General features: G+C 61.6%; 11 protein-coding genes. 5 read left to right on the top strand and 6 right to left on the bottom strand.

The genetic code is table 11. The features are described from left to right. Window positions 1–48 precede the first annotated feature (48 nt). Window positions 49–3,120: an S-layer family protein gene (locus EAG14_RS12740; RefSeq protein WP_205603388.1), complete on the bottom strand. Its 3,072-nt coding sequence runs from the start codon at window positions 3,118–3,120 to the stop codon at window positions 49–51. Between the two features lie 746 nt (window positions 3,121–3,866). Further along, window positions 3,867–4,892 carry a LacI family DNA-binding transcriptional regulator gene (locus tag EAG14_RS12735; RefSeq protein WP_121729071.1) on the bottom strand — a complete coding sequence of 342 codons (1,026 nt, stop codon included), beginning with the start codon at window positions 4,890–4,892 and terminating at the stop codon, window positions 3,867–3,869. A 168-nt stretch (window positions 4,893–5,060) separates the two neighbouring features. Between EAG14_RS12735 and EAG14_RS12730 the strand changes: the two genes are divergently transcribed. The 5 genes from EAG14_RS12730 (at window position 5,061) to EAG14_RS12710 (ending at window position 9,407) form a co-directional block, all read left to right on the top strand. Beyond that, a complete protein-coding gene (locus EAG14_RS12730; protein ID WP_240456771.1) occupies window positions 5,061–5,582 on the top strand; it encodes a gluconokinase in 522 nt (173 codons plus the stop codon). Between the two features lie 86 nt (window positions 5,583–5,668). Continuing rightward, a complete protein-coding gene (locus EAG14_RS12725; RefSeq protein ID WP_240457058.1) occupies window positions 5,669–6,118 on the top strand; it encodes a TRAP transporter small permease subunit in 450 nt (149 codons plus the stop codon). 8 nt (window positions 6,119–6,126) lie between these two features. After that, window positions 6,127–7,419, top strand: coding sequence for a TRAP transporter large permease (locus tag EAG14_RS12720; protein ID WP_099655093.1), 1,293 nt, complete (start codon window positions 6,127–6,129; stop codon window positions 7,417–7,419). Window positions 7,420–7,624: 205 nt separating this feature from the next. Continuing rightward, window positions 7,625–8,644, top strand: coding sequence for a TRAP transporter substrate-binding protein (locus tag EAG14_RS12715; RefSeq protein ID WP_121730459.1), 1,020 nt, complete (start codon window positions 7,625–7,627; stop codon window positions 8,642–8,644). A gap of 322 nt (window positions 8,645–8,966) precedes the next feature. Further along, window positions 8,967–9,407 carry a CBS domain-containing protein gene (locus tag EAG14_RS12710; RefSeq protein WP_099655094.1) on the top strand — a complete coding sequence of 147 codons (441 nt, stop codon included), beginning with the start codon at window positions 8,967–8,969 and terminating at the stop codon, window positions 9,405–9,407. Between the two features lie 44 nt (window positions 9,408–9,451). Here EAG14_RS12710 and EAG14_RS12705 read toward each other — a convergent pair whose 3' ends face one another. The 4 genes from EAG14_RS12705 to EAG14_RS12690 all read right to left on the bottom strand — a co-directional run bounded on the left by EAG14_RS12705 (window position 9,452) and on the right by EAG14_RS12690 (window position 14,657). Continuing rightward, window positions 9,452–11,392 carry a methyl-accepting chemotaxis protein gene (locus tag EAG14_RS12705; protein ID WP_121729069.1) on the bottom strand — a complete coding sequence of 647 codons (1,941 nt, stop codon included), beginning with the start codon at window positions 11,390–11,392 and terminating at the stop codon, window positions 9,452–9,454. Between the two features lie 94 nt (window positions 11,393–11,486). Further along, window positions 11,487–12,302: an ABC transporter ATP-binding protein gene (locus EAG14_RS12700; RefSeq protein WP_121729068.1), complete on the bottom strand. Its 816-nt coding sequence runs from the start codon at window positions 12,300–12,302 to the stop codon at window positions 11,487–11,489. Between the two features lie 94 nt (window positions 12,303–12,396). Continuing rightward, window positions 12,397–13,347, bottom strand: a complete 951-nt coding sequence (gene ntrB / locus EAG14_RS12695) for a nitrate ABC transporter permease (protein ID WP_121729067.1) — start codon at window positions 13,345–13,347, stop codon at window positions 12,397–12,399. 65 nt (window positions 13,348–13,412) lie between these two features. After that, on the bottom strand, window positions 13,413–14,657 hold the full coding sequence (locus EAG14_RS12690) for a CmpA/NrtA family ABC transporter substrate-binding protein (RefSeq protein WP_099655098.1): 1,245 nt from the start codon (window positions 14,655–14,657) through the stop codon (window positions 13,413–13,415). Window positions 14,658–15,067: the final 410 nt, after the last annotated feature.

Genomic DNA, 15,067 nt, shown 5'->3' with positions numbered 1-15,067 from the left:
TGTCTGCGGTAGCTGGATGGCTCACAGAGCCAAATCCGCTGGTGGGATTCAGCGTGCAGGACGAGCCACCCCCGAAAGTGTCGCTGTGGCTGCGCCTGTCATTCCCGACACAGGGTTTGACACAGTGAGCAGGCGTGGGGTTACGGCGGCAGATGCCGTGGATGCTGCACTGGTACCCGCCAGATTGGTCGCAGTGACTGTGAACGTGTATGCCGTGCCATTTGTCAGGCCAGTGACGACCAATGGGCTGGCCGCACCGCTGACCGTCGCACCACCGGGGCTTGCAGTGACCGTGTAGCCCGTGATCGTGCTGCCGCCATTGAATGCTGGCGCGGTAAAGCCGACAGACACTTGTCCGCTTCCGGCTGTACCCACGGTACCGGTTGGCGCACCCGGCACAGCGGGATTCACGGCGAATGTTCTGCTGATCGTCGTTGCTACCCCATAAGTGCCGTCTCCGGCCTGATCCGCATTAATCGTGCAAGTGCCAGTTGTGACGAACGTCAACGCACCGCCGGAAATAATAGTACAGACACCGGTTGTTGTGGAGGTGAATGTTGGTATCAGACCGGAAGAAGCTGTAGCGGACAAGGTTGGTGTTGTACCAAAAGCCTGACCACCGGGAGAGTTAAAGGTAATGGTTTGCGTTGCCTTAGGCGTGACTGCCGTGGATGCGGTAGATGCCGCGCCGGTACCTGCCAGATTGGTTGCCGTGACCGTGAAAGTGTATGGCGTTCCGTTTGTCAGGCCGGTGACGACCAATGGGCTGGTCGCACCGCTGACAGACGCACCGCCGGGGCTCGCAGTCACCGTGTAGCCTGTGATGGCGCTGCCGCCGTTGTAAGCTGGCGCGGTAAAGGCCACGGATACTTGTCCACCTCCTGCTGTACCGACGGCGCCGGTTGGGGCGCCTGGAACAGTCGCATTAACCGCAAATGTTCTCCCGACGGTAGTCGCGGCTAGGTATGTGCCATTACCAGCCTGATCGGCATTAATCGTACAAGTGCCAGTTGTGACGAACGTCAACGCACCGCCGGAAGTAATAGTACAGACACCGGTTGTTGTGGAGGTGAATGTTGGTATCAGACCGGAAGAAGCTGTAGCGGACAAGGTTGGTGTTGTACCAAAAGCCTGACCACCGGGAGAGTTAAAGGTAATGGTTTGCGTTGCCTTAGGCGTCACTGCCGTGGATGCGGTAGATGCCGAACCGGAGCCAGCCGAGTTTCTGGCGGTGACGGTAAAAGTATAAGCAGTTCCGTTTAACAGACCAGTGACGTTCAGCGGACTGGCTGCGCCGGTAGCCGTGGCTCCGCCGGGGCTGGCAGTGACCGTATAGTCAAGAATAGCACTGCCGCCATTGAAAGCTGGTGCGGTGAAGGCCACGGAGGCTTGTCCGGCTCCAGCGGTAGCGACAGCCGCCGTTGGTGCCCCCGGCACGATAGCGTTGACAGTAAAAGTTTGCGGAACCGTTGCTGCTGCCGAAAAGGCAGCATTACCGGCCTGATCAGCGTTAATCGTGCAAGAGCCTGCCACGACAAACGTCAACGCACCACCGGAAGTGACTGTACAGACCCCGGTTGTGGTGGAGGTGAAAGTTACAGGTAAGGTGGAACTGGCGGTTGCAGTCAAGGTTGGTGTCGTACCAAAAGTCTGTGCGCCGGGAGAGTTAAAGGTAATGGTTTGTGCAGCCCTGGGCGTGACTGCAGTAGACGCCGTAGATGCCGAACCGGAGCCAGCCGAGTTTCTGGCGGTGACGGTAAAAGTATAAGCAGTGCCGTTTAACAGACCAGTGACGTTCAGTGGACTGGCTGCACCGGTAGCCGTGGCTCCGCCGGGGCTGGCAGTGACCGTATAGTCAAGAATAGCACTGCCGCCATTGGAAGCTGGTGCGGTGAAGGCGACGGAGACCTGAGTGTCTCCTGGTGTGCCGATCGCAGCCGTTGGTGCCCCCGGAGCGATGGCGTTGACAGTAAAAGTTTGCGGAACCGTTGCTGCTGCCGAGTATGTCGCATTGCCTGCCTGATCGGCATTAATCGTACAAGAGCCTGCCGTGACAAACGTCAACGCACCACCGGAAGTGATCGTACAGACGCCGGTTGTCGACGATGTGAATGTCGGCGTCAGACCAGAAGAAGCCGTAGCAGTCAAGGTCGGTGTCGTGCCAAAAGTCTGTGCACCGGGCGGGTTAAAGGTAATGGTCTGCGTTGCCTTAGGCGTGACCGCAGAGGACGCGGTGGACGCAGCGCCAGAGCCATTGGCATTTCTTGCCGTGACCGTAAAACTATATGGCGTTCCGTTTGTCAGTCCCGTCACTGTCAGCGGGCTGCCCGCGCCGGTCGTGGTGAAGCTGCCGGGATTTGATGTGACTGTGTAGTCAAGAATGGCACTACCACCATCGGAGGCGGGAGCCGTAAAGGCAACCGACGCTTGCCCACTTCCTGGCGTAGCGGTAACACCTGTTGGTGCGCCCGGTACGGGCGCAACCACTGTGACGTTGACCGTATAGGGAGAACCGTTGAAATCGTAGAAAGTAAATGAATCCGGTCCAGAGTAGCCGTTTGGCGGCGTGTAATAGAACGCATCAATATTTGTCGGTCCTGTGGAGCCGCCGATCGACATGATGAACACGTTGTTGGTTCCGTGCGCACTTGACGACGGGAAAGTCTTGTTGCCGGCACTGTTCTGGTTGCCTATTGCATCGACGTAAATACCCAGGCTGGCGCCAGTTCCATCCGTTTTTCCACCAGGATCACAGTTTGCATAATCTGTCGTTGAAAATGTATATTTATATTCACTACCGCTTTGCGTAACCTGCCCACCTGCAGTCGTTGAGAAACTGAGATTGCAGGCGGCAGATGCTTGTCCGTAAGCTAATAAAGAAATAATAATTAATATTAATTTCCAAAGTGTTGTTGATATTTTTTTTAAAGCATCTAAAATGGATGTTTTTTGTATTTCTTGGAAATTTCTGTTGACTTGTTTTTGGTGGATTTTTGGTGTCTTCATGTTATTTGTGTGGGAGATGGTTTTTGATTGTTTAATTGGATATTTTGTTTTTAAATTTTGTATTGATGATTGTTTTTTAGGCGCAATATTTGACGGAGTTGTTGTCCATCTCAATGGCCGCGAGTGGATTTAATTTTTTATCAAGTGCAGCTTTGTTCACTTTTGTTTGTTTGTCTAGTTATTTTTGCGCTGTCCAATGTCTGTTTGGATGGGCGCTCTGTCTCACCAGAGCGTAATGACATAGCGCGATAGACCAGTGTGCGAAGCCTGGCCCGCAGGGCTGAAGAGTCAGGCACTGCAAAGCAGTGGTGTGCTGGCTGGTGTGATATGTGTGGTTTGGCTGATTGGAATAGCGGCATCCGCATTCGAGTGAGCTGCAGTTCAAGTCTTTCAAACTGCTGGTACGAAGAGGTGCAGGTTCTGCGCCGTGCATCCCCTTGATCCGGGGACTGGTCGTGCTTAATTGCGGCTCGCATCACTGAGAGTGAGCTGGCCCTGCCGATGTGCTCTGCTGCAGGCAGTGCGGGAGGCTCTGCAAGACGGCGCAATGAGGCGGGGGATTGCTTTGCAGCGCAGTAGGGAGGACTGAATGCAATGGATGCGCTGCACGGGCTTGCACCCTTGCAAGCGGCGCAGACGTCAGAGCGCGAGGCTCGCCGGCCCGATTTCGCCCCAACCCTTCTGTTCGTTTTTTGCCGGGCGGGATGCATGGCGCCAACAACCAAGTAAGTGCGCGAGGGATGCGCTTGGTCGATTTACCGACTTCGGTCGGTCCGGAGCAATGAGGCGTCGTGAGGCGGTGATGACTTGGTCAGAGTGCCCCTCACCGCTTGGTCTGCGCAGCCAGCCGCGCTAGATGATTAGGTGCTCTCCCGCACCGTCAATTCAAACCCCAGGTTCACCGAATTGCTCTCAGGCAATTGTCCTTGCATCAGGGCTAGCAGCATGCGTGCCCCGGCCTCGCCCATGGCGGCGCGGGGGGTGCGCACCGTGGTCAGTGGCGGCAGCATCTGGTCACTGCCTGCCAGGTCGTTGAAGCCTGCAATGGCCACGGTGCCCGGCACGGCGATGCCCAGGCGCTGTGCTGCCAGCAGGCCGCCTTGGGCCAGGTCGTCGTTGCAAAAGAAGATGGCGTCTACCTGCGGGCGCGTGCGCACGATGTCTTCAAGCAAGGTGGCCCCCAGGCGGATGGAGGAGGGCTCGGGGCTGAGCACTTCCAGCTTTGCGTCGTACAGGCCCGCATGGCGCAGGCACCGCCGATAGCCCTCGGCGCGTTGCAGTGTGCGGGGGTCCAACTGGGCGGCCGCAAAGGCGATGTGGCGGTAGCCGCGCTGCAGCAGGTGCTCTGCCATGGCATAGCCTGCGTCTTGCTGCGAGAAGCCCGCGCAGTACACGCCTGGGGCCGCTGTCACCTCCATCAGGTGCACGCAGGGTACGCCGCTGGTGGCAATCATCTGTCGTGCGTTTTCGGTGCGGTCAAAGCCTGTCACCAGCAGGCCTGCCGGGCGGTGGGCCAGGTAGGTGCGCAGCAGTTGCTCTTCTTCCAACGGGTCGTAGTGGGTCACGCCAATCAGGGCCTGGTAGCCCAAGGGAAAGAGCACGCGGTGCACGGCATCCAGCACATCCACAAACAAAGCGTTGGACAGCAGCGGCACCAGCACGGGCACCTGCACGCTGCGCTGCGATGCCAGCGCGCGCGCTGCGGGGTCAGGCACATAGCCCAGTTGCTGCACGGCGACCTTCACGCGGTCGACCAAGTCTTGCGCGACGCCGCGTTCGCCCCGCAAAGCGCGCGATGCGGTGATGGGGCTCACTCCAGCGGCTTTGGCCACGTCGCTCAGGGTGATGCGGCCACTGGAGCGGCGTTTGCTGTCGGGTTTGGTCAAGGGTTTTCCCTCGTTGGGGTTTGAGGATGTGGATTTAGGATAGCGCTGTCCTTGCTCTGGAACAAGGCGGAATTCCCTATTTTGTGGCAATTTCGGCAGGGTTCTAGTTTCACAGCACACCAATAGGCGGTGTGCTTTTTTAGAATTTGATTGGATAGCGCTACCAATATGTCTGTGAACAGTTCTTCGGTGTTTTTGGTGGTCATGGGGGTGGCGGGTTGCGGCAAGTCCAGCCTGGGTCAGTCCCTGGCGGCTGCGCTGCAACTGCCGCTGATTGAGGGGGATGACCACCACAGCGCCGCCAGCCGCACCAAGATGAGCCAAGGCGTGCCTTTGACGGATGCCGACCGTGAAGGCTGGCTGACCCAGCTGGGCCAGTTGCTGCAAGCGCGGCCCGAAGGGGCGGTGTTGACCTGCTCTGCGCTCAAAAAAGCCTACCGCGACCGGCTGCGTGCCGCTTGCCCCTCGCTGCGCTTTGCGTTCTTGCAGATCGACCGGGCTGAGTCGGAAGCCCGCGTCAAGGCGCGCGCACAAACCCATTTTTTCTCGGCAGCGCTGGTGGACAGCCAGTTCGCCACGCTTGAATCCCCCACGGGCGAGCCTGGCGTGCTGACGCTGGACGCCGCCTTGCCTTTGTCCACTTTGGAGCAGCAGGCCTGCGCCTGGCTCACCACCCTGGAGGCCGCATGAGCGCCGCATCTCCTTCCACCCCCACCACTCCACAGGGTGAGGGCCGCGCGGCCAACGGCCGCTTCACCCGCGTCGCCAGCGTGCTGATGGCCTTGTGCCTGGGCACCATGGCCGTGGCTGTTTTCTCTAACGTGGTGCTGCGCTACGGCTTTGGCAGTGGCATTCCCGCCAGCGAAGAGCTGTCGCGCCTGCTGTTTGTCTGGATGGTGTTCATCGGTGCTGCGGCGGCTTACCCCGCCGGTGAGCACATGGCCTTTACCAGCCTGGCCGGTCTGCTGGCCCGCAAGCCGCTGGCGTTTGGGCTGCTCACGGCCGTGATTCGGCTGCTGGTGATTGCAGCTTGTGTGATGTTGGGCTGGGGTGCCTGGCAGCAGGTGGTGGTGGGCATGGGCAGCCATTCGGTGGTGCTGGGGTACTCGTCGGCCCTGCTGCCGTTGCCTGCCTTGTTGTGTGCGCTGGCGATTGGCGTGATGGCTTTGGTGGAACTGGTGCTGCGCAAGCCGCTGGACCTGGGCCACGGTGCGGAGGTGGAGTGATGTTTGGAATGACGCCTGAAGCAATGGCCTTCGTGGTCTTTTCGGTGGGCATGCTGGTGCTGATGGGCACAGGCATGAACATGGGGCTGGCGCTGGTGCTCACGGGCGCTGGCATGGCATGGGTGCTGGATTTTTGGGACACCCAGTTGCTGGCGCAAAACCTGGTGGCGGGGGTGGACAGCTTTCCGCTGCTGGCGGTGCCGTTCTTCATTCTGGCGGGCGAGCTGATGAACACAGGTGGCATCAGCCGCCGCATCATCGACATGGCCCAGGCCTGGGTGGGGCACATCCGCGGCGGCCTGGGCTACGTGGCCATCGGCGCTGCAGTGCTCATGGCCAGCATGAGCGGTTCGGCCCTGGCCGATACGGCCGCATTGGCCACCATCTTGCTGCCCATGATGCGCCAGCAGGGCTACCCCATGAACACCTCGGCCGGGTTGATTGCCTCCGGCGGCATCATCGCGCCCATCATCCCGCCGTCCATGCCGTTTGTGATTTATGGCGTGACGACCAACACCTCGATCTCGGCGCTGTTCGTGTCGGGCATCGTGCCGGGGTTGATGATGGGCGTGGGCCTCATCTTTGCTTGGCGCTGGGTGCTGCGCGACCTGGACCTGCCCAAGGGCGAGCCACTGCCGGTGAAAGACCGCCTGCGCGCCACGGCCCGCGCGTTCTGGGCCATGCTCATGCCGCTCATCATCATCGGGGGCATGAAGTCGGGCGTTTTCACGCCCACTGAGGCCGCCGTGGTGGCCGCGTTCTATGCGCTGGTGGTGGCACTGTTCATCCACCGCGAAATGCGTGTGCCCGAGATCTATGGCGTGCTGGTGCGCGCGGCCAAAACCACCTCCGTCGTCATGTTCCTGTGCGCTGGCGCCCAAGTGGCCAGCTACATGATCACGCTGGCCGACCTGCCCAATGTGCTCACCAGCTGGCTTGGACCGTTGGTGGAAAGCCCGCGCCTGTTGATGGCCGTGATGATGATCGTGCTGGTGCTGATTGGCACCGCACTGGACCTCACGCCCACCATCCTGATCTTTGCCCCGGTGATGCTGCCGATTGCCGTGAAGGCGGGGATAGACCCGGTGTATTTCGGCCTGATGTTTGTGCTTAACGGCGCCATTGGCCTGATCACGCCGCCCGTGGGCACCGTGCTCAACGTGGTGGCGGGGGTGGGGCGCATTTCCATGCACAGCGTCATTAAAGGGGTGAACCCTTTCTTGCTGACCTACGTGCTCATCCTTGCCCTGCTGGTCGTGTTTCCGCAAATCGTGACCGCCCCCGTCGTCTGGCTGAGATGAAGCACCCCCTGAGTCGCTTCGCGCCTTCACCCCTCTCTCGCATTGCTGCGCAATGCGGGAGGAGGACGCCCCCAGCGCGGCGGGGCGGTGCGGCCGGCGTAGGCCCTTGCGCGGGGGCACTGGCCTAGACCGCGTCGGTATCGGTCGTCTATGTCCTTTGATTCCTTTCCTCTGTTCCTCACCCCTCACCACAATGGAGACAACCATGAAAACCTTCCGTCGCACCCTTTTGGCCGCCTTGTCGGTGGCTGCGCTGGCCTGCTCGTTCCAGGCCGCTGCGCAAGACTTCAAGCCGCGCATCATCCGCTTTGGTTACGGGCTCAACGAAGTCTCCAACCAGGGCCGCGCCACCAAGCTGTTTGCCGAGGAGGTCGAAAAGGCATCGGGCGGCAAGATGCGCGTGCGTGCCATTGGCGCGGCCGCGCTGGGCTCTGATTTGCAAATGCAGCAGGCGCTGATTGGCGGCGCGCAAGAGATGATGGTGGGATCGACCGCCACGCTGGTGGGCATCACCAAAGAAATGGCCATCTGGGACACCCCCTTTCTGTTCAACAACACCAAGGAAGCCGATGTGGTGCTGGACGGCCCGGTGGGCCAGAAGGTGATGGACAAGCTGCAGGAAAAAGGCCTGGTGGGCCTGGTGTATTGGGAGAACGGCTTTCGCAACCTCACCAACAGCAAACGTCCCGTGGCCAAGCTGGAGGACATGAACGGCATCAAGCTGCGCGTGATGCAGAACAACGTCTTCCTCGACAGCTTCAAGACCCTGGGCGCCAACGCCGTGCCGCTGCCGTTCTCTGAACTGTTCACCGCGCTGGAAACCAACACCGTGGATGGCCAGGAGAACCCCTTCAACACCATCTTGTCGAGCAAGTTCTATGAGGTGCAGAAGTACCTCACCGTCACCAACCACGTCTACAGCCCCTGGATCGTGCTGGTGAGCAAGAAGTATTGGGATGGTCTGTCGAAGGCCGAGCAAAAGGTGCTGCTGGACGCTGCCAAGAAGAGCCGCGACTTTGAACGCCAGGACACCCGTGCCGAAGCCGACAAGGCGCTGGCGGACTTGAAGGGTAAGGGCATGCAGGTCAATGAACTGCCCGCAGCAGAAGCCAACCGTATGCGCGAAAAACTGGGTGCTGTGAACGCCAGCATTGCCGCCAACGTGGGCGAAGGCTTGTGGAAGGAAGTGCAGGGCGCTGTGGCGCAAGCACGCGCCGCCAAGTGAGCGCAGGGCAGGGATTAGGGTCAGGGTGGGCTTCCACCCTGACGGCGTAGCCCAAACCCTCCACGCAAAAGCCAGCAGCCCTTGGGCCGCTGGCTTTTGTGCATTTCACGGTCTGTCATGGTGGATGCCGGGCGCAGGCCTGCCGCGCAACCAGCGCCTGGCTTGGTAACCAGACGTCTCATCAAGGCATCTACGGTTGCATTCAACGCACAGATGGGCTGAAATGTTCTGAAGCCTGCTCAATTCTTTTTGGGTAGAGCCCTGAAGGGGCTTGAACAGGTCGGTTCATCCATCGTGCTTTGCGCTTTACCGGGAGGTTGCCATGACCGTTGTTGCCGAAATCCTGAAATCCAAACCCGACACCACCGTGTACACCGTACGCCCCGCTGATTCGGTGCTGGACGCCTTGCGCCTGATGGCCGAAAAGGGCATTGGAGCCCTGCTGGTGACACAGGACGATGACCGCATCGTGGGCATCTTCACCGAGCGTGACTACGCCCGCAAGATCGCGCTGCTGGGCCGCACATCGGCCGCCACCCAGGTGCGCGATGTGATGACGCCTGACGTGCTGTTTGTGCGACCGCACCAGACCAGCGAGCAGTGCATGCAGATCATGAGCAACAACCGCCTGCGCCACCTGCCGGTGGTGGAGGCAGACCAGCTCGTGGGCATGATCTCCATCGGTGATCTGGTCAAGGACATCATCTCTGAGCAGAAATTCATCATCGAGCAGCTGGAGCAGTACATCACCGGCCACCGTTAATGCCCGCCCCCGGCGCGCAGCGCACGGGGCCGCCCGCTGCGGCGTCAAGGCTGCAGGCGGAAATGCGCCATCGCGCTGCTGACCTGATCGGCCTGCGAGCGCAGCCCCTGTGATGCAGCGGCGGTTTCCTCCACCAGGGCCGCGTTTTGCTGGGTCATGCGGTCCATGTGCTCCACCGCCTCCAGCACCTGCGAGATGCCCGACGCCTGCTCGGTGCTGGCGCTGCTGATCTCGGCCATGATGCCGCTGACCCGGGCAATCGCCTGCACGATGCCTTGCATGGCCTGGCCCGCGCTGTCGGCCTGGCGAGAGCCTTCGTCCATGCGCTGCACCGAATCGGTGATGAGTGCCTTGATCTCATGGGCGGCCTGGGCTGAGCGCTGGGCCAGGCTGCGCACCTCGCTGGCCACCACTGCAAACCCGCGCCCTTGCTCGCCTGCGCGGGCGGCTTCCACCGCCGCATTCAGCGCCAGGATGTTGGTCTGGAACGCAATGGAGTCGATCACCCCGGTGATGTCTGCGATCTTGCGCGAGCTTTCGTGGATGCCCTGCATGAACGCCACCACCTTTTGCACCTGCGCGCCCCCGTGCTCGGCCTCTTCGCTGGCCTGGCGGGCCAGGGCATGGGCCTGGCTGGCGCTTTGGCTGTTGGCGCTCACCGTCTGGTTCAGGGTTTCCATCGAGGCGGCGGTTTGCTCCAGCGCGCTGGCCTGTTGCTCGGTGCGCGCGCTCAGGTCCTGCGTGCCTGCGGCAATCTCGACCGATGCCGTGTGCACCGTGGCGATGGACTGCTGAATGCCTTGCACTGTGTCCGCCAGGGCGCGGGTGGATTGGTTCAGGGCGCGGGCGATGTCACCAAACTCGTCGTGGGTGTTCAGGTGCAGCGGCTGGCCCAGGTCCCCCACGGCCAGGGCCCGGGCTGCGCCCAGGGTTTGCTGCACGGCGGCTTGCGCCTGGCGCACCGTGGCCAGGCTCACCCACAGGGTCGCCACCAGGGCGGCCAGCAGCGCGGCGCTGAACCACCACATAAAGCGCTGTGCCTGCGCCACGCGCTCTTCCAGCATGGTGTCCAGGGTTTCATAGCCTTTGGCGATGAGGGCGAACTGGGTGTCGATGGCCTCGGTCAGGCTGGCGAAGTAGGCCTGGGGCGGGTGGCTCAGCTCGGTGGGTTGCAGCAGTTGCTCCTGAATGGACTGCAGTGCGCGGCTGGCGTCGTCCGCCGCTTTTTTCTGCGCGCTGGCCAGCGTGCGTTGTACGGCTGCATCGGCTTCGCCAGCGCGGCTGAGCAGTGCTTGCGCCTTGTCGTTCTGTAGGCGCGCCGCAGTGACGGCTGCCAACAAGGCGGCCCGCTCGGCGTTGCCCAGATCGCGGCGGGTGAGTGCGCCGGCGCCCACCGCCCGCGCCTGGCCGAGTGACTCCGTCAGCGCGGGCAATTGGTCGAGCGTGCCCGACATCAGGTAGTAACTGGATGCCTCGGGGTCCAGGGTCAGTGTGGATGTGTCCAGCACCTGGTTGAGAAGCACCAGTTGCCGCGCGACAAGGGCGGTGTGGTTGCGAAAGCTGTCTGCCGCCTTGGCGCCGGGGGCCGCGACCTGGGCGGCGAGCGCCTGCCAATCATTTTCAATCTGCGCTGTCAGGGGCGACAGCTTGGTGTCGTTGGCGCTGGCGGCCAGTGCCTGGGTGGCTTGCAGTGCCTGTTTCAGGCGGTCTTGCACCTCGGCCTGCTTTTTCTCGCGCTGCGCGATGAATTGGGTGTTGCCCGAGAGCGCTCCGTTGGACAGCCCTCGGTGCTGTTGGGTCAGCTGGATGAGTCGCAGCACCTGCTCTGCGGGCTTCAGCCCCGCTTGTTCCGCCCGTGCAGTGCGCAGGGCTTCATAGCGAGCTTGCAGCACCAAAGCCGATGCGGTAACGGCCAGCAGCATGCAGGCTGCGCAGACCAGTGCAAATTTTTGCCAGAGTTTCAAGCGTGCAATCAGTGCATTCATCCTCGTGGTTCCCGTGTTGATTTGGCGACCCTCACGTTGCAGAGTCCGCAATTCAGTTTAGGCGCGCCCCAGGGGGATGGGGCGAGGTGCACGCTCAGGCAGCGGTTTTTTCCACGTGGGTTTGACGTGTGTACAAAAAGTCGATCACCGCCTTGCGGTACTGCACGTAGTGCGGGTCTTCGGCCAGCTCCACGCGCTTGCGCGGGCGGGGCAAGTCCACGTGCAGCACCTCGCCAATGGTGGCGGCGGGGCCATTGGTCATCATCACGATCTTGTCGGACAGCAGCACGGCCTCGTCCACGTCGTGCGTCACCATGACCACGGTGCTTTGGGTGCGGGCCACAATCTCCAGCAGCTCGTCTTGCAGCTTGGCGCGGGTCAGGGCGTCCAGCGCGCCAAAGGGCTCGTCCATCAGCAGCACCTGGGGTTCCATGGAGAGCGCCCGGGCAATGCCCACGCGCTGCTTCATGCCGCCCGATATTTCGCCGGGGCGCTTTTGGCCTGCGTGCGTCAGGCCCACCAGGGCCAGCGCGGCGTCGGTGCGGGCCTGGAGCTGGGCCATGTTTTCCTTGCCACCAAACACGCGCTCCACCGCCAGGTAGATGTTGTCAAAGCACGTGAGCCAGGGCAGCAGTGAATGGTTCTGGAACACCACCGCGCGCTCAGGGCCGGGGCCCTTGATCTCTTTGTTGGCGCAGATCAGCACCCCGTTGGTGGGGGTGGTGAGGCCTGCAATCAGGTTCAGCAGTGTGGATTTGCCGCAGCCCGAGTGCCCGATGAGCGCCACGAACTCGCCTTTCGCAATAGTCAGGTCGATGCCCTTCAGCGCCGGGAAAAGCCCCTTGGCGGTTTTGAACGTTTGCTCCACGCCTTGGATTTCGATGAACTTGGTGGTGAGAGAGGTATGCATGAGGAGCTCCTGGTTTTTCCGAGGACCACCGTGGAGCCGGCTTTGCCGGGCCACGGGGGGGTGATGCGCCGATGGCGCGGCGCTCAGGGGTGGGTCAAGTTTTGACCTCTTCAAACGTGAAGGCGGTGGCCAGCTTGATGAGTGCGTACTCCAGCACCAGCCCGACGATGCCGATCACGAAGATGGCGATGATGATGTTCTTGACGTTCAGGTTGTTCCACTCGTCCCACACCCAAAAGCCGATGCCTACGCCGCCCGTGAGCATCTCGGCCGCCACGATCACCAGCCACGCGGTGCCAACGGCCAGACGGATGCCGGTGAGCATGTAGGGCAGCACGGCGGGGAACAGGATCTTGGTGGCGATCTTCCACTCCGACAGTTGCAGCACACGGGCCACGTTCATGTAGTCCTGCGGCACGCGCTGCACGCCCACCGCAGTGTTGATGACCATGGGCCAGATGGAGCAGATGAAGATGGTCCAGATGGCAGCCGGGTTGGCGCCCTTGAACACCAGCAGGCCAATGGGCAACCAGGCCAGGGGCGACACGGGGCGCAGCAGGCTGATGAGCGGGTTGAACATGCGCGACAGGAAGTTGAAGCGCCCGATGACAAACCCGGCCGGAATGCCCACCAGCGCCGCCAGCCCAAAGCCCACGGCCACGCGCTGCAGGCTCATCAGCACGTTCCAGCCCACGCCCTGGTCGTTGGGGCCATTGCGGTAGAAGGGGTTGCTGAACACCTCCACCGCCTGGCCCCAGGTCTCCAGCGGGCTGGGGATGCTCTTGCCTGTGGAGACGGACACCATCGACCAGACCGCCAGCAGCAGCGCAACGCCGCAGGCGGGTGGAAGCACCGCCATCCAGAAGTTGCGCGACCACGCCGCCATGTCGCGGCCAGTGGCCTTGGTGGGGGCCGAGGCCATGGGCTTAGAGGTGTTTTGGGCTGTAGCGCTCATGGATAAAGCGCTAGGCGCTATGGAGTTTGTAGCGGGCTTGTCCGCGTGGGGCGCGGCGTCCAGCGGGGTGTGAAAAACAGCACTGACCATGGCGATCTCCTGGTTTCAACGTGGGGGAGGGCGGGGCGTGGGTGTTGCGATGAAGGGGGTGGGCTTCAGGCCTTGATCTTGAAGCCGTCGGCGTACTTCTTGGGGTCCTTGCCGTCCCACACCACGCCGTCGATCAGCTTGTGGCTGCGCGTGTCGCTCTTGGGCAGGGGGGTTTTGGACGCAGTGGCGGCCTGCTTGTACAGATCGATCCGGTTGATGGCCTTGGCCACGCCCGCGTAGTCGGGGTGGTCCTTGAGCAGGCCCCAGCGCTTGTGCTGCGTCAGGAACCACATGCCGTCGGACAGGTAGGGGAAGTTCACTGCGCCGTCGTTGTAGAACTTCATGTGGTTCGGGTCGTCCCAGCTCTTGCCCATGCCGTCCTGGTAGCGGCCCAGGATGCGCTGGTTGATCGCGTCCACACTGGTGTTCACATAGGCCTTGCCCGCAATGGTTTCGGCCATCTTGTTCTTGTTGGCCAGGCCCTCGTCGATCCAGCGGCTGGCTTCCAGGATGGCGGCTGTCACGGCGCGGGCGGTGTTGGGGTACTTTTGCGCAAACTCTGCCGTGGTGCCCAGCACCTTCTCGGGGTGGTCTTGCCAGATGGCTTGTGTGGTGCTGGCCGTGACCCCGATGCCGTCCATGATGGCGCGCTGGTTCCAGGGCTCACCCACGCAAAAGCCGTCCATGTTGCCCACGCGCATGTTGGCCACCATTTGCGGTGGGGGCACGGTGATGACCTTGGCGTCCTTCATCGGGTCAATGCCATGCGCGGCCAGCCAGTAATACAGCCACATGGCGTGCGTGCCGGTGGGGAAGGTCTGGGCAAAGGTGTATTCGCGCTTTTCGCTGGCCATCAGCTTGGCCAGCCCGGCGCCGTTCACGGCACCCTTGTCCGCCAGCTTTTTAGACAGCGTGATGGCCTGGCCGTTGTGGTTCAGGTTCATCAGCACGGCCATGTCTTTCTTGGGGCCGCTCACACCCAGGTGCACGCCATACACCAGGCCATACAGCACGTGGGCAAAGTCCAGCTCGCCGTTGACCAGCTTGTCGCGCACACCGGCCCAGCTGGCTTCCTTGGTGGGGATGATGGTGACGCCGTACTTCTTGTCGATGCCCAGCACCGAGGCCATCACCACGCTGGCGCAGTCGGTCAGCGGGATAAAACCGATCTTGACCTCTTTCTTCTCAGGCGCATCCGACCCCTGGGCGTGGACAAGCGCACGCAGTGCGGGGCTGACACCCACGGCGCCCACGGTGGCCGCTTGCAGCACGGTGCGGCGGTGGAGGCTGGTTTTCAACAAATCGGTCATGGCACATCCCTCAAGGGCAAGTCGGTGAAGAAAACAAAAAAGGCGTCCTCACGCCTTGCACGGCCGCCGGGGCAGCACGTTGCAAGGGTGGGGACGCCTTTGTCCTGGGTGGAGCCTGAGGCTCCTTGGCTGCATTCACCCGCCGTTGGGTGCCTGCCGCCAGTACAAGACCTTCATTGGTCTATGCAGGAGCTAATGCAAGCGGTGTGCCAGCTTTGAAAAGAATGCGTTTGCTATTTATTTGATAGCTTCTAGCGCTTGCAGATAAAGCGCTGCAGCATGTTTTGGCTTGAAGGGATATGCCTGTTGTGCCCCTGTGGCGTGGCGCAGGCCTGCACGCGATTTGTGCGTTGCACCATCGCTGTTCCTTCGCAGAGCCGTGGCCGCTCCATGGGCGTGCTGCTGCGGTG

Origin of the sequence: Acidovorax sp. 1608163 (assembly GCF_003669015.1) — a bacterium.
Classification (GTDB): domain Bacteria; phylum Pseudomonadota; class Gammaproteobacteria; order Burkholderiales; family Burkholderiaceae_C; genus Acidovorax.
The sequence above is the reverse complement of the archived record's forward strand: the minus strand, read 5'-3'. Positions and strand labels throughout refer to the sequence as shown.

Coding starts and splice junctions, on each gene's coding strand:
- EAG14_RS12690 (WP_099655098.1), bottom strand. CDS start 14,657: ATGACCGATTTGTTGAAAACCAGCCTCCACCGCCGCACCGTGCTGCAA.
- EAG14_RS12700 (WP_121729068.1), bottom strand. CDS start 12,302: ATGCATACCTCTCTCACCACCAAGTTCATCGAAATCCAAGGCGTGGAG.
- EAG14_RS12715 (WP_121730459.1), top strand. CDS start 7,625: ATGAAAACCTTCCGTCGCACCCTTTTGGCCGCCTTGTCGGTGGCTGCG.
- EAG14_RS12705 (WP_121729069.1), bottom strand. CDS start 11,392: ATGAATGCACTGATTGCACGCTTGAAACTCTGGCAAAAATTTGCACTG.
- EAG14_RS12725 (WP_240457058.1), top strand. CDS start 5,669: ATGGCCTTGTGCCTGGGCACCATGGCCGTGGCTGTTTTCTCTAACGTG.
- ntrB (WP_121729067.1), bottom strand. CDS start 13,347: ATGGTCAGTGCTGTTTTTCACACCCCGCTGGACGCCGCGCCCCACGCG.
- EAG14_RS12710 (WP_099655094.1), top strand. CDS start 8,967: ATGACCGTTGTTGCCGAAATCCTGAAATCCAAACCCGACACCACCGTG.
- EAG14_RS12720 (WP_099655093.1), top strand. CDS start 6,127: ATGACGCCTGAAGCAATGGCCTTCGTGGTCTTTTCGGTGGGCATGCTG.
- EAG14_RS12730 (WP_240456771.1), top strand. CDS start 5,061: ATGTCTGTGAACAGTTCTTCGGTGTTTTTGGTGGTCATGGGGGTGGCG.